At 61.0% G+C, this 14,283-nt stretch carries 14 protein-coding genes; 7 read left to right on the plus strand and 7 right to left on the minus strand.

Annotated features, from left to right (window positions below):
• Positions 1–2: 2 nt before the first annotated feature.
• From rsfS to U5L73_RS11665, 5 genes are read right to left on the minus strand one after another with little or no spacing between them, the layout of a single operon-like run.
• Positions 3–722 carry a ribosome silencing factor gene (gene rsfS / locus U5L73_RS11645; protein ID WP_322562511.1) on the minus strand — a complete coding sequence of 240 codons (720 nt, stop codon included), beginning with the start codon at positions 720–722 and terminating at the stop codon, positions 3–5.
• Positions 722–1,342, minus strand: a complete 621-nt coding sequence (gene nadD / locus U5L73_RS11650) for a nicotinate (nicotinamide) nucleotide adenylyltransferase (RefSeq protein ID WP_322562512.1) — start codon at positions 1,340–1,342, stop codon at positions 722–724. The genes rsfS and nadD overlap by 1 nt, the downstream gene beginning before the upstream one ends.
• Complete coding sequence (gene hemF, locus U5L73_RS11655; RefSeq protein ID WP_322562513.1) at positions 1,333–2,256, minus strand: oxygen-dependent coproporphyrinogen oxidase; 924 nt, start codon at positions 2,254–2,256, stop codon at positions 1,333–1,335. Before hemF ends, nadD begins: the two co-directional genes overlap by 10 nt.
• A 40-nt stretch (positions 2,257–2,296) precedes the next feature.
• Entirely contained in the window at positions 2,297–3,589 is a 1,293-nt protein-coding gene (purD, locus tag U5L73_RS11660; protein ID WP_322562514.1) for a phosphoribosylamine--glycine ligase, read from the minus strand.
• Positions 3,590–3,605: 16 nt separating this feature from the next.
• Entirely contained in the window at positions 3,606–4,325 is a 720-nt protein-coding gene (locus U5L73_RS11665; RefSeq protein WP_322562515.1) for a YebC/PmpR family DNA-binding transcriptional regulator, read from the minus strand.
• A gap of 58 nt (positions 4,326–4,383) precedes the next feature.
• On the opposite strand from U5L73_RS11665, the gene U5L73_RS11670 reads away from it, so the two are divergent.
• The 7 genes from U5L73_RS11670 (at position 4,384) to U5L73_RS11700 (ending at position 11,108) form a co-directional block, all read left to right on the plus strand.
• Positions 4,384–5,961, plus strand: coding sequence for a helicase HerA-like domain-containing protein (locus tag U5L73_RS11670; protein WP_322562516.1), 1,578 nt, complete (start codon positions 4,384–4,386; stop codon positions 5,959–5,961).
• Positions 5,962–5,978: 17 nt separating this feature from the next.
• The gene (upp, locus tag U5L73_RS11675; RefSeq protein ID WP_322562517.1) at positions 5,979–6,632 is read left to right on the plus strand and encodes a uracil phosphoribosyltransferase; all 654 of its coding nucleotides are present in this window, start codon (positions 5,979–5,981) and stop codon (positions 6,630–6,632) included.
• A 74-nt stretch (positions 6,633–6,706) separates the two neighbouring features.
• Entirely contained in the window at positions 6,707–7,993 is a 1,287-nt protein-coding gene (locus U5L73_RS11680) for an amidohydrolase family protein (protein ID WP_322562518.1), read from the plus strand.
• Positions 7,994–8,006: 13 nt separating this feature from the next.
• Positions 8,007–8,750, plus strand: a complete 744-nt coding sequence (locus U5L73_RS11685; RefSeq protein ID WP_322562519.1) for a carbon-nitrogen hydrolase family protein — start codon at positions 8,007–8,009, stop codon at positions 8,748–8,750.
• A 511-nt stretch (positions 8,751–9,261) separates the two neighbouring features.
• Positions 9,262–9,765 (plus strand): hypothetical protein, encoded by a 504-nt coding sequence (locus U5L73_RS11690; RefSeq protein ID WP_322562520.1) that lies wholly within the window; start codon positions 9,262–9,264, stop codon positions 9,763–9,765.
• Between the two features lie 322 nt (positions 9,766–10,087).
• Positions 10,088–10,600 (plus strand): EVE domain-containing protein, encoded by a 513-nt coding sequence (locus U5L73_RS11695; protein WP_322562521.1) that lies wholly within the window; start codon positions 10,088–10,090, stop codon positions 10,598–10,600.
• Positions 10,601–10,616: 16 nt separating this feature from the next.
• Positions 10,617–11,108, plus strand: a complete 492-nt coding sequence (locus U5L73_RS11700; protein WP_322562522.1) for a heme-degrading domain-containing protein — start codon at positions 10,617–10,619, stop codon at positions 11,106–11,108.
• Positions 11,109–11,119: 11 nt separating this feature from the next.
• Here U5L73_RS11700 and U5L73_RS11705 read toward each other — a convergent pair whose 3' ends face one another.
• A complete protein-coding gene (locus U5L73_RS11705; protein ID WP_322562523.1) occupies positions 11,120–13,354 on the minus strand; it encodes a bifunctional (p)ppGpp synthetase/guanosine-3',5'-bis(diphosphate) 3'-pyrophosphohydrolase in 2,235 nt (744 codons plus the stop codon).
• A 24-nt stretch (positions 13,355–13,378) separates the two neighbouring features.
• Positions 13,379–14,266, minus strand: coding sequence for an alpha/beta hydrolase (locus U5L73_RS11710; RefSeq protein WP_322562524.1), 888 nt, complete (start codon positions 14,264–14,266; stop codon positions 13,379–13,381).
• Positions 14,267–14,283: the final 17 nt, after the last annotated feature.

The raw sequence follows: 14,283 nt of genomic DNA on the forward strand, positions 1-14,283 counted from the left end.
CCTCAGGCTTTACGGGGAGCGGCTTTCTTCGCAGGCGCCTTTTTGGCGGTAGCGGGCTTGGCCGCAGCTTTTTTGGCGACCGTCTTTTTGACTTCGGGCTTGACCACCACCGTCTTCACCGCCGCCTTGGCCGCAGGCTTTGCACCGCTGGTTTTGGAGGCGGCTTTCTTGGCAGGTGCTTTTACGCCAGCGGCTTTGTCTGCAGCCTTCTTCAGTGCAGCTTTGGACGGGAATGCTTCTTCCACGCCCTTCTTGGCCGCGCTGGAACGGCGCATGCTCGGCTCCACAGCCTTCGCACTGATTTTCTTGGCGGCAGGTTTGGCCTCTTCGCTGGCTTTGGCGACCACGGGCTTGGCCGCACCCAGCTTCAAGCGAACGGGCTTCTCGCCCCACAGCTCTTCGAGGTGGTAGTACTGGCGGAAGTTGGGCTGCATGATGTGCACCACGACCTGGTTGCAATCCACAATGATCCACTCGCCATTGCCTTCGCCTTCAATACGGGGCTTGGCAAAGCCGGCTTCGCGCACCGCATCGCGCACGCTGGCAGCCAGGGCTTTGGTCTGGCGGTTGCTGGTGCCGGAGGCGATGATCACGCGCTCAAACAAAGCCGACAGGTGCTCGGTGTCGAACACCACAATATCTTGGGCCTTCACATCTTCCAGACCATCGACGACGGCACGTTGGAGTTTTTGGGTGTTTTTGGCAACGGTGGAAGTAGTCATCAGTCGGATCGATAAAGAAGGTGTTGGTCAATATAACGCGCAACCGGCTCAAAAACCAGTGGGGCAATGCTTTTGCCCGAGGCGACGCGTTGTCGGATGTCGGTGGCGCTGACTGCCACGGGGGGCATGTGCAGCACAGTTAGGCCGGGTATGTCGTTGGCGAGGCCATCAAAACGGCCATAGGCGCCCGATGGATCTGCGCGAGCAGCTACACAAATTATAGCAAGTGCCGGCAGATGCTCCCAATGGTGCCAAGTTCTGAGCCGCTGGGCCTGGTCCTCCCCAATCAGCAAGTACAGCTGCGCACCCGGGTTTTCTGCCTGGAGTTCGCGCAAGGTGTCCACCGTGTAACTCGGCCCGTCCCTCAAGGTTTCGCGTGGGTCTACATCCATGCCAGGCACTAAGCTGAACGCCAACTCCGCCATGTGCAGCCGGTGTTTGGCGTCGGTCAGCGGCCGTGCCTTGTGCCAGGCATGCCCTGTCGGAACCACGACCAAGCGCTGCAGGCCCAGCTGGTTAATGGCACTTTGTGCAAGGGCCGTATGTCCCAGGTGTGGCGGATCAAACGCCCCACCGAACACACCGATATGCAGCTGAGCGCCTTCACCCGTCAAACCCACTCCCGTGCAGTAAGGAAATGACGAGTCAATGCCTCTTCGGGCGACCCGGCCTCCGGCACTTGCTGATAAGCCCAGCTTGCGTGTGGAGGCATCGACAGCAGGATCGACTCGGTGCGCCCCCCCGATTGCAAGCCGAAATGGGTGCCGCGGTCCCATACCAAGTTGAACTCAACATAGCGGCCCCTGCGGTACAACTGGAAATCACGCTGCCGCTGCGTGTAGGCCATGTGCCTGCGACGCTCCACGATGGGTAAATACGCCTTCAGAAAAGCATCGCCTACCGACTGCAAGAGCTCGAAACTGCGAACCGGGCCCAGTTCGGAGAAGTCATCAAAAAACACCCCACCAATTCCGCGTGGCTCGTTGCGATGCTTCAGGAAGAAATAGTCATCACACCACTTTTTGAAGCGCGGGTACTTGTCGTCGCCGAAATCGGACAACGACTCTTTGCAGATGCGGTGGAAATGCACCGCATCGTCCTCAAAACCGTAATAGGGCGTGAGATCCATACCGCCGCCAAACCAGCACACTTCTTCGCCTTGGGGATTTTTGGCTGCAATCATGCGCACGTTCATGTGCACGGTGGGCACATAGGGGTTGCGCGGGTGAAACACCAAAGACACGCCCATGGCCTCAAACGGGGCGCCAGCCAACTCCGGCCGGTGCTGGGTGGCGCTGGGTGGGAGCTTCGGCCCTTGCACATGAGAAAACCCGCAACCGCCGCGCTCAAGCAGTGCCCCGCCCTCAATGATCCGAGTGACGCCTTGCCCCTGCAGCGGTTCGCCCGCAGCCTTCTCCCACGAATCAGAGATGAACTGGCCGCCATCCGCCGCCTCCATGGCTTCCACGATGCGGGTTTGCAGACCCATCAAATAGGCGCGCACCTGCATGGAGCCCGCTGGTGAATCACTCATCTTCGAGCTTCCTTAAACCTAATTTGGGGGATGCCGGTCATTACCCTTTGACTGCGCGGTAGCCGATATCGGTACGGTACTGCATGCCTTCAAAGGCAATCTCATCAATCACCTGATAAGCCCGCTGTTGGGCTTGTTTGACGCTGTCTGCCAGCGCCGTCACACACAGCACCCGGCCGCCGGAGGTGCTCAACACACCGTCTTGCAATTGGGTACCCGCGTGAAACACGGCCGCGTCTTCGGCCTCTTTGGGAATACCGGTGATTGCATCGCCTTTGCGCGGATTCATCGGATATCCGTGCGCTGCAAGCACCACGCCTAGCGCGGTGCGGCGATCCCATTGCAGTTCGACTTCATCCAGCTTGCCGTGCTGGCCGGGCTCGGTGGCGGCCATCAGCACGTCCACCAGATCGGTCTTGAGGCGCATCATGATCGGTTGCGTTTCAGGGTCACCCATACGGCAGTTGAACTCCAGCGTCTTGGGCTGGCCGTTCTTGTCGATCATCAGACCGGCGTACAAAAAGCCACTGAAGGGAATGCCGTCGGCTTCCATACCCTTGACCGTGGGCAGAATGATTTCGCGCATCGCCTTGGCATGCACATCGGGTGTGACCACCGGTGCTGGCGAATAAGCGCCCATACCACCCGTGTTCGGGCCCTGGTCGGCATCCTGCAAGCGCTTGTGGTCTTGGCTGGTGGCCAAGGGCAGCACGTTCTTGCCATCCACCATGACGATGAAGCTGGCTTCTTCGCCTTCCAAAAACTCTTCAATTACCACGCGCGCGCCGCCGTCGTTGTGCGCCACGCCCAAGGTGCTGTCCACCAGCATGAAGTCGATGGCTTCATGGGCTTCGGCCACGGTCATGGCCACCACAACGCCCTTGCCGGCAGCCAAGCCGTCGGCCTTGACCACCGTGGGCGCGCCCATTTTGTCCACATAAGCGTGGGCGGCCGCCGGGTCGGAGAAAGTGGCGTACTCTGCGGTTGGAATGCCATGGCGGCGCATAAATGCCTTGCTGAAAGCCTTGGAGCTCTCTAGCTGAGCGGCGGCCTTGGTCGGTCCGAAAATACGCATGTTGTGGGCGCGGAACTCGTCCACTACACCGGCGGCCAGAGGCACTTCAGGCCCCACGAGGGTGAGCGTGATCTTGTTGTCCTGCGCCCATTGACGCAGCTGCACCACATCGGTGATCGGCACATTTTTGAGGCGGCTATCGGTAGCCGTGCCGCCATTGCCGGGCGCGACATAAACCATCTGCACCTTGGGGGACTGGGCCAATTTCCAAGCCAGAGCATGTTCACGGCCACCGCCGCCGATTACGAGTACGTTCATATGAAACTTCTAAAAATTAAAGGGCAGCGTTGTGGAAGATGTCCTGAGCGTCGTCCAGGTCTTCCAGTACATCCAGCAGTTTCTGCATGCGCTCGGCATCTTCACCGGAGAGTTCAATCGTGTTTTCAGCGCGCATCGTCACCGTTGCGATTTCAGCGGTCAAGCCAGCAGCCTCCAGCGCGGCCTTAACGGCTTCAAAGTCAGCAGGCGCTGTCAGCACCTCGATGGCGCCATCGTCATCGGTGATCACGTCTTCTGCGCCGGCTTCCAGGGCCACTTCCATGACCTTGTCTTCGCTGGTGCCAGGCGCAAAAATCATCTGGCCCACATGCTTGAACTGAAAGGCCACCGAGCCCTCGGTGCCCATGTTGCTGCCGTGTTTGCTGAACGCGTGACGCACTTCGGCCACGGTGCGCACCTTGTTGTCCGTCATGGTGTCAATGATGATGGCGGCACCGCCGATGCCATAGCCCTCGTAGCGGATTTCTTCGTAGGTGATGCCGTCCAATGAGCCTGTGGCCTTGTCGACGTTGTATTTCACCCGGTCGGCCGGCATGTTGGCGGCTTTGGCTTTCTCAATGGCCAGGCGCAAACGCGGGTTCATGGCCGGGTCGCCCCCACCTTGTCGGGCCGCTACCGTGATTTCACGGACGATGCGGGTCCAAATCTTGCCTCGCTTCTCGTCCTGACGCCCCTTGCGGTGCTGAATATTGGCCCATTTGCTATGTCCTGCCACACGAAACCCTTCAAAAATTCGTTACGCTACTCATTCGATTGTACTTTTTGAGACACCTATGGCTTCCATCCAAGACGAAGGCATCCTGATTGCCCAACACGCGGGCAAGTCCGCAGTCCAATGTTTCTTGCGCCCCGACAAGGCCAACCGCCACGGCCTCATCACCGGCGCCACCGGCACCGGCAAGACCATCACCCTGCAAAGTCTGGCGGAAGGCTTCTCTGCCTTGGGCGTGCCGGTGTTCATGGCTGACGTCAAAGGTGACCTGACCGGTATCTCCCAAAAAGGTGTGTTGAGCGAAAAGCTCGGAAAAATCATCAAAGAACGGGGATTCGACGAACCCGCGTTCTCTGCCTTCCCCACCACCCTGTGGGACGTGTTCTGCAAACAAGGCCATCCGGTGCGCGCCACCGTGAGCGACTTGGGCCCCCTGCTGCTGGCACGCATGCTCAACCTGAACGAAACCCAGGCCGGCGTGCTGCAACTAGTGTTCAAGATCGCGGACGACGATGGCCTGCTGCTGCTCGACATGAAAGACCTGCGCGCCATGTGCCAGGACGTGGGCGACAACGCCGCCAGCTACACCACCGAATACGGCAACATCAGCGCCGCCAGCATTGGGGCCATCCAGCGCGGCCTGATGCAGATTGAAGAGCAAGGCGGCGACCAGTTCTTTGGCGAGCCCATGCTCAACATTGAAGATTTCATGCAGACCGACGGCTCGGGCAAAGGCGTGGTCAACATCCTCGCGGCCGACAAGCTCATGCAGTCGCCCCGCTTGTATGCGACCTTTTTGCTCTGGATGCTGAGCGAACTCTTCGAGGCCCTGCCCGAGGTAGGCGATCTCGACAAGCCAAAGCTGGTGTTCTTTTTTGACGAGGCCCACCTGCTTTTTGCCGACGCGCCCAAGGTACTGATCGAGCGCATTGAGCTGGTGGTGCGCTTGGTACGCTCCAAGGGCGTGGGCGTGTATTTTGTGACCCAAAACCCGCTGGACATCCCGGACAGCGTGCTGGCCCAACTGGGCAACCGGGTGCAGCACGCCTTGCGCGCCTTCACTCCGCGCGACCAAAAAGCGGTCAAGAGCGCTGCCGACACCATGCGCGCCAACCCCGGTCTGGACGTAGCCAGCGCCATCACCGAACTGGGGGTAGGCGAAGCCCTGGTGAGCCTGATGGACGAAAAAGGCCGCCCTTCTCTCACAGAACGCGTGTTCGTCATTCCCCCGGCCAGCCAGATCGGCCCCATCACCCCCGAGCAACGCAAAACGCTGATCCTTGAATCCATCGTGGCCGGCGTGTATGAACAAGCGGTGGACCGCGAATCTGCGTTCGAAGCGCTCAAAGGCCGCACACAAAACCGTGCGCCGGCCGGTACTGACGCTGAAGGCGAGGCCATCCCTGCCGCTCCGCGTGCCCGCGCAGGTCGCGCAGCGCCCGCTGCCGAGCCAGAGGCCGCGTCCGGCGGCGGCCTCTTGGACAGCTTGGGCGATATGTTGGGTGGCGGCGCCCGCCGTTCACGCGCCAGCGTGGGCGAGCAGATTTTCAAAAGTGCCGCCAGCTCTATCGGTCGCGAAGTGGGCCGCCAAATCATCCGCGGGGTGCTGGGCAGCATCCTCGGCGGCAGCAAGCGATAAGCACAAGGAACAAAAACATGGTCACCATCGATCCCGCAGCACGTGCCAACGTCACCCTCATTGACCACCCTCTGGTACAGCACAAGCTCACCCTGATGCGCAAAAAAGAGGCCAGCACCAGCAGCTTCCGCCGCCTGCTCAACGAACTGGCTGGCCTGATGATTTACGAAGTGTGCCGCGATATGCCGTTGCAAGACCTGGAGATTGAAACCCCGCTGGAGAAGACGACTGGCAAGGTGATTGACGGTAAAAAGCTGGTGTTCGCCAGCGTGCTGCGCGCCGGCAACGGCATCTTGGATGGCGTGCTTGGCGTAGTGCCCGGTGCCCGCGTAGGCCATGTGGGCCTGTACCGCGAGCCCAAAACCCTGCAAGCCGTGGAGTACTACTTCAAGATGCCCAGCAATATGGAAGAGCGCGATGTGGTGGTGGTAGACCCCATGTTGGCCACTGGCAATTCTGCAGCCGCCGCCGTGGCGCGCCTGAAGGCCTGCAACCCCAAGTCCATCAAGTTCCTGTGCCTGCTGACCTGCCCAGAGGGCATCAACACCCTGTACAAGGAACATCCCGATGTGCGCGTCTTCACCGCCGCCATCGACCGCGGGCTGAACGACCACGGCTACATCATGCCGGGCCTGGGCGATGCGGGCGACCGCATCTTCGGCACGCAGTAATTTCAAGCCAAATAGGCACCTAGCCCCCGCCGAATCTGCGCAAGAAGCTCCTGAAACCATAGCAAATTCACGCCATGCTCGACTTGCTCATCCACAACGCCACCCTGCCCGACGGGCGCACCAACATGTCAGTGGCGGTGCAATGCGGGCGCATCACCGAAGTGACGCAAGGGCTCACGCCCGAGGGGGCTCCAGCCGCTGAGGTCGTGGACGCCGGCGGCATGTTGCTGTCCACACCCTTTGTGGACGCGCATTTCCATATGGACGCCACGCTCAGTTTGGGCCTGCCGCGGCTGAACCAGAGCGGCACGCTGCTGGAGGGCATTGCGCTGTGGGGCGAACTCAAACCCCACCTCACCTTTGATGCGTTGGTGGACCGCGCCCTGGCCTACTGCGACTGGGCGGTGGCCAACGGCCTGCTCGCCATCCGCAGTCATGTGGACACCAGCGACCCGAGCATGCTGGCGGTAGAAGCCCTGTTGGCTGTCAAAAAGAAAGTCGCGCCCTATATCGACCTGCAGCTGGTCGCCTTCCCGCAGGACGGCGTGCTGCGCAGCAAGGGCGGCGTGGACAACCTGAAGAAGGCATTGAGCCTGGGCGTAGACGTGGTGGGTGGCATTCCCCACTTTGAGCGCACCATGGCCGACGGTGCTGCCAGCGTCAAACTGCTGTGCGAACTGGCCGCCGAGCAGGGCAAGCTGGTCGACATGCATTGTGACGAGTCAGACGACCCGCTTTCGCGGCATGTCGAAACCCTGGCCTTCGAGGCCAACCGCCTGGGCCTGCACGGCCGCGTGACCGGCTCCCACCTCACCTCCATGCACAGCATGGACAACTACTACGTGAGCAAACTGCTTCCGCTCATGGCGGAGGCGCAATTGAGCGTGGTGAGCAACCCGCTGATCAACATCACCCTGCAAGGCCGGCACGACACCTACCCCAAGCGCCGAGGCATGACCCGCGTGCCCGAAATCATGGCCGCCGGCATGACCGTGGCCTTTGGCCAAGACTGTTGCATGGACCCGTGGTACAGCATGGGCAGCGGCGACATGTTGGAAGTAGCCAGCATGGGCCTGCACGTGGCGCAAATGACCAGCCAGCCGGCCATGCAGCAGTGTTTTGACGCCGTCACCAAAAACCCCGCCCGCATCCTGCACCTAGAGGGCTATGGCCTTGAAAAAGGCTGCCACGCCGACCTGGTGTTGCTGCAAGCGCAAAACCCCATTGAGGCCATCCGCCTCAAAGCCACCCGCCTCAAGGTCTGGCGGCGGGGCGCGTTGGTGGCACAAACTCCGCCACGGACAGCGACCCTGACTTTGCCCGGCCGGCCAGCGAGCACATCCTTTTTACACATCAAATAGGCATCTAGCGCTCATGGATATTGCGCAAGCAGCTATCAAAAACATAGCATTCACGATAGCCGCTGCGCAAAGCACCTCGATCCCGCTGGACGTGGTGGCCAACGTGCAAAACCACCTGCGCTTTGTGGAAGCCGCGGCGCAGCATGGCGTGCAGTGGCTGGTCTTCCCGGAACTGTCCCTCACCGGCTACGAGCTGGCCGCAATGCCCGGCTTGGTGCTCCACCCCGAGCACACGCTCTTAGCCCCCTTGCGCGAAGCAGCCCGGCGCACCGGTATGGCCATCACCGTCGGAGCTCCGGTGGACAGTGGCAGCGCCCTGCCCTCTATTGGTGCCATCACGCTGGGGCCGGATGATCGCCGTGCCGTTTATGCCAAGCACCACTTGCACGGCAGCGAAACCCAGTTCGCCACGCCCGGCCCCGCGCCGGTGCACCTGCAGGAATGGCGAGGCCATTCAGTTGCCAGCGCCATCTGCGCCGACACCAATCACCCAGGACATGCAGCGCAAGCTGCAGCAGCAGGCGCCCGCGTCTACGCGGCGGGCATCCTCACTTCCGCCAAGGGCTACGCCACCGAAGCACCTCTGTGGGCCCGCTGCGCGCGCGAACACGAGTTGACGGTTGTAATCGCGAACCACGGGGGAGCGTCGGGGGGTTATGTATCGGCAGGACGAAGCGGGATCTGGGGTTCCGACGGGGTGCTAATCGCGGAGGCAGCAGATACCGGGGATTGGCTGGTTGTTGCAAAGGCGGCTTGAGCGCTGTCTGTCAGCCTACCTTCTTACCTTTACTCATCTATGAACGGCTAAGTGTGGAAAATTACTCTCCGTGGCCCAGGGTATCCATGGCGCGCTTTGACCCGCACGCCTTCAAGCTATAGTGAGGCCGAAGATCTCGCCAGTACGTTTTTCTGAAAAAACATGGGCTACACAGCTTTGGATGCACACCGGGCTTCATGGAAAATTTATATCTAACTTTTTGTACAGTTAATGCCTCGCAAACCCAATGTGCAAGCGGGTTTCGGCGTTTTTCTGCAAAGTATGTATCGTCAAGACCAGGATGTATCAACTGGGCGTTGCCGTCCACATTACGTTAGGCCGATTCACGATGCAAAAGAAGACGCTTGTCGTACGGACTCTCGCTCTTGGAGCTGTAGCAGCCCCAGTCATAGTCTATCTACACGTATTCGGCACGCGGCTGTCATCGGACCACACACGATGGGCCGAATTCGGATCCGCAATCGGCGGGATCTATGCACCGTTGATCGCCATGTTCACGCTGGCTGTACTACTAAAGCAGGTGATGTTGCAGGCGCACATGAATACGCACGAATCCGATCAAGCTTACCTTCAGCAGGCAAGAGAAGACATTGAGTTTTACAGTACCCAACTCGTGCAAGTTATGAACGGGGTCGCTCTTCCAGGTAAGACCCTGCGCACTGTCCTGCATGACAGCTTCGAGCCGTCAAGCGTCAAGCAATTGGACTCGCAGCAGTTGCAGCAGCTTGCGGCAAACATCCATGCCACTATTCCGCCCGCCCCGGATATCTGGTCGGCGATCTACCCGATACTGATGGGCCTTGCGGCTGGCAAGACGTACATGTACCAAATGACACTTGGATCATCAACGCAAAAGCTGACTGCGCTTCTCAGCTTCGAAACGTGCGTTGCACTCGACAATTTCCATCGGGCCAGGACGGGTGGTCGCGCGGGCGTCAGCTACGTGTTTAGCCCTCTCTTGCGGGAGCCTTCAGTTCATGAGTCATCGGCCTAACCCATCGCTCAAGCGGAGCACCGTCGGCAGGGCACCAAGCCCGCGAGGCCGTCATGTTTATCATCGTCCTCGCGGGCCTGGCACCATGCCGCCGTCGCCCGCTTAGCTCAAACGTTAAACCGGAGCCCGCCTCTGCTAATCGAACGTCTGCTGTCCCTTCTGGTCCAGATCGGCTTTCGCAGCAGAGTTGAAAGTAAAGTTCGGCAATTGAGTGACCGCTGTACGGTAGGCACTTCCCAGTCTCGTACGTCGCCTTTGGGTCGGAAGTTCGCATTTCACCAACGCGCTACGCTAGAGGCATTTTCAACCTTACACCAAACCCATGCCCAACTATTGGCTCATGAAAGCCGAGCCCGCAGAGGCCTCGATTGACGATGTGCTAGCCATGCCCGACGCCACTGTGGGCTGGACGGGCGTGCGCAACTACCAGGCCCGCAACTTCATGCGTGACAGCATGCAGCTGGGCGATGGAGTTCTGTTCTACCACTCCAGCTGCGCGGAGCCGGGTGTCGTGGGCATTGCGCGGGTCGCGTCCGGCATCAAGGTGGACCCTACCCAATTCGACCCCGCGTCGCCCTACTTCGATGCGGCCAGCAAGCCCGAGGCACCCCGTTGGCTGCTAGTCGATGTGCAGGTAGTCCACAAGACTCACAACCTCACTTTGCCGGAGCTGCGGGCTGACGCGGCACTCGCTGATCTGCTGATCCTCAAAAAAGGCAACCGGCTGTCCATCACGCCGGTGGAGCCTGCGCATTGGCAGCACATTGTGCAAAGATTGGGAATACCCGCTAAACAAGCACCTAGCGCTCACCCAATATGCGCGAGCAGCTCCTGAATAGATAGCAAAAACCATGACCATAGACACTGACCTCGCCCGCCTCGCCCTCCAGGAAGATCGCCTGCAGTTCGACACCTTTGACCAGCGCACCGCATGGGCGCTGGGCAGCCGCATCAAGGCGCTTAGCGAAGAAGCCGGCGTGGCGCTAGCAATCGAAATCCGGCTGGGCAAAGACACCGTGTTCTTCTACAGCATGCCCGGCACAGGCCCCACCAACGCGGACTGGGCACGGCGCAAGCGCAACGCGGTGGAGCTGTTGCACACCAGCTCCTACGCGCTCAACCTCAAGCTCGAAAAAGAGGGCAGCACCCTGGAAGCCAAGCAAGGCCTGCCCTTGCGCGACTACGCCACCCACGGCGGCAGCGTCCCCATCCGCGTGCGCGGCGTGGGGGTGGTCGGGGTGGTGACCGTTTCAGGCATCCCGCAGCGGGACGACCATGCCATGGCCATCAAAGCATTGGCAGAGCTCTGCGGTGTGCCTCTGCACGAGGTGGCGCTGAATTAGCGCGGAACCGGTTAGCGTCGCCGTGCGGAACGCACGCCGGAGAGCTCGTTCACGATCTTGAGGACGCGGGTTAAACGGCCGGACTCGGCCACTTCCACGGTAAACGTCATCCAAGCCGTACCCTTCACCGATTGGGTTTGTACGCCGATGACGTTCATCTTTTCTTTGGCAAACACCTCGGAGATGTCGCGCAGCAGGCCCTGGCGGTCGTTCGCTTCCACCGCCACATCTACCGGGTAGACATTGCCGTCTTTGCCACTCGGGGCGCCCCACTCCACGTCAATCAGGCGGTCGCCACTGCGCTGCACCATATTGCGCAGGTTGGAGCAGTCTGACCGGTGCACGCTCACGCCCTTGCCACGGGTCACAAAGCCGCTGATCAAATCCGGCGGTGCCGGCTTGCAGCACTTGGCCAACTGGGTCATCAGCGAATCGATGCCCACCACCAGCACCCCGCCCTTGCCGCCGGACACGCCGCGCGGTTTCTTGAGCGGCATGTAGTCGTCCTGCGTGCTGGCCGGCCCCGGCGGGCGCAGCAGAAGCTCGATGTTGCGCAGCGAAAACTCGTCCTTGCCCACCACCTCAAACAAAGCGTCTGCGTTATTGAAACCCAGCTGACTGGCGAGGTCGTCGAGCTTGATGGCGGTTTTGCCTTCGCGCTGCAGCAGCTTTTCTACCGCCTCGCGGCCCTTGGCCATGGTCTCACCCATGGCTAGCGCATTGAACCAGGCCCGCACCTTAGCGCGCGCGCGGTGGCTGACCAGGTAGCCCAGCTCGGGGTTCAGCCAGTCGCGCGAGGGGCCACCTTCTTTCACCGCGGTCACCTCCACGGTCTGGCCGTTTTTGAGCGGCGTGTTCAGCGGAACCATGGCGCCACCCACCTTGGCACCCCGGCAACGGTGACCCAGGTTGGTGTGTACGCTGTAGGCAAAGTCCACTGCGGTGGCCCCCTGCGGCAGCTCCACAATGGCGGCATCCGGTGTGAGCACATAGATGCGATCGTCAAACATCCCCTGCCCGTCGGCCGTATGGGCGCCGGAGAGGTCGCGCTCCCAGGCCAGCAACTGGCGCAGCACGGCAATCTTGGCGTCGTACTCGCCAGCAGCCGTCACGCTCCCGCCATAACCTTTGGCGCCCGCCTCTTTGTAGGCCCAGTGGGCGGCTACACCGTGCTCGGCATGGTCGTGCATCGGCTGGGTGCGGATCTGCACCTCAATCGGTTGGCCCCCAGCGTCCCGCACCACGGTGTGCAGCGACTGGTAGCCGTTAGGTTTGGGCCGGGCAATGTAGTCGTCGAACTCTTCGGTAATGGGCGTGAAACCGGTGTGCACCAGGCTGAGCGCCGCGTAGCAGTCCGGCACTGTGGGCACCACGATGCGCAGCGCCCGGATGTCATACACCTGATCAAAACCTAGCGATTTGCCCCGCATCTTTTTGACGATGCTGTAGATGTGCTTCGGCCGGCCCTGCACCGTGGCTGTCACGCCCTGAGCGGCCAGGTCATTGGCGAGTTGCTGACGCAAGCGCTCCACCGAAGCCTCCCGTTCCACACGCTTTTCGTCCAAGAGACTGGCGACCTGTTTGTAGGTATCGGGCTCCAGAAAGCGGAAAGACAAGTCTTCCATTTCCCACTTGATTTCCCAAATACCCAGCCGGTTGGCCAGGGGCGCAAACACCTGCAAGCCCTCAGAGGCCAGGCCGGACGGCACCGGCAGCTTGGTCGCCGCAAAGTGGCGCAAGGTCTGCAGGCGCGAAGCTAGGCGCAGCATGACCACGCGCAGATCTTTGCTGAAAGCCAGCAGCATCTTGCGCACACTCTCGGTTTGCGCCGCTGCGGTTTGTGCCATGGGTGCAGCGCTAATGCTGTGGCCCGCCGACTGGTGGGTCAGGCGCGCCATGCGCTGCAAACGCACCAGCTTGGTGGTCTCCATCGCGAGATCGGCAAAGTTGTCCCCAAAGGCTTTGGCGATGATTTCGTGCGGCTTATTCAGGTGATCGCAGGCGTACACCAGATAGCTGGCGGCCTGCATGGCCTCCGAGCCGCCAATGGTGCGCAGAATGGCGGCCACCGCGTCGGCGTGCTGCAGCACGTTTTCGCTGGTGTCCAGCAACTCTGTTGCCAACAAAGGCTCAGCAAAAGCGCGGGCGCGCTGCAAGGCGCCAGCCTGCTCGGGCAGGCTGTCTGCGGTAGCCGCAATCACTTGCGGGGTGGCCGAGGCCATTTCCCCGGCGTACAAACTTTTCATGGAAGGCTCACAAGGCAGGGGACATTACCCCAGCAAAAAAGAAGTCACGGCGTCCTGTTGGTCTTGTGCAATCAGGGTCGGGGCGTGGCCCACACCGGCAAACTCCACGAGGCGGGCTTGGGGACCACGCTGTGTCATGGCCTGCGCGGTCTCGGGCGACAACAGGTCAGACTCCGCGCCGCGCAGCAGCAAGGTATCTGCCGTGATGGCGTCATACAACTGCCACAGCTGGGCTTGGCCGGCCAGGGCCAACTCTTCGGTCACGGCCCGGAAGGGGATGGCAATCGCAGGGTCGTAGTGCAGCCCCACTTTGCCGTCGGGCAGCGTCTTCACCATATGGCGCGACAACTCCAGCCACTGCGCTGGGGTGTGCGGGCCGAAGCTGCTGCTGATGGCCCACATGGCATCAGCGGCTTGTTGCAGGTTGTCGAAGCTCACTGCACGGCCCAAATAGGTGCCGATGCGCTGAAGCGACGACCACTGAATCACCGGGCCGACATCGTTGAGCACGAGTTTGCGCACCTGCACACCTACCGAGGCGGCATGCGCGGTCACTGCCAAACCGATCAAGCCGCCCATGCTGGTGCCCACCCAATCCAGCGTGGCCGGTTGCAAGTGTGCCAACAGACCCAACATGTCGGCCGCATACACCGGCACGCCATAGCCGGCAGGGTCCTTGATCCAATCGCTCTGGCCGCGGCCGGCCACATCGGGGCACACCACGCGGATCGGTTGAGATGATCGAGCCACTAGCGCCCGAGCCAACACATCGAAATCGCGCCCCTCGCGCGAAAGGCCATGCACACACACCACCGTGTGGGCGGCATCCGCAGCGCCCCACTGCCAATACGCCATGCGGCGCGGGCCGTTAGCGTCAGCGCAGGATACGTAGTTCAGCGTAGGTTCAGACATGGTGCAATCACTCGTTT

This window comes from Rhodoferax sp. (assembly GCF_034520025.1).
GTDB lineage: Bacteria > Pseudomonadota > Gammaproteobacteria > Burkholderiales > Burkholderiaceae_C > Allorhodoferax.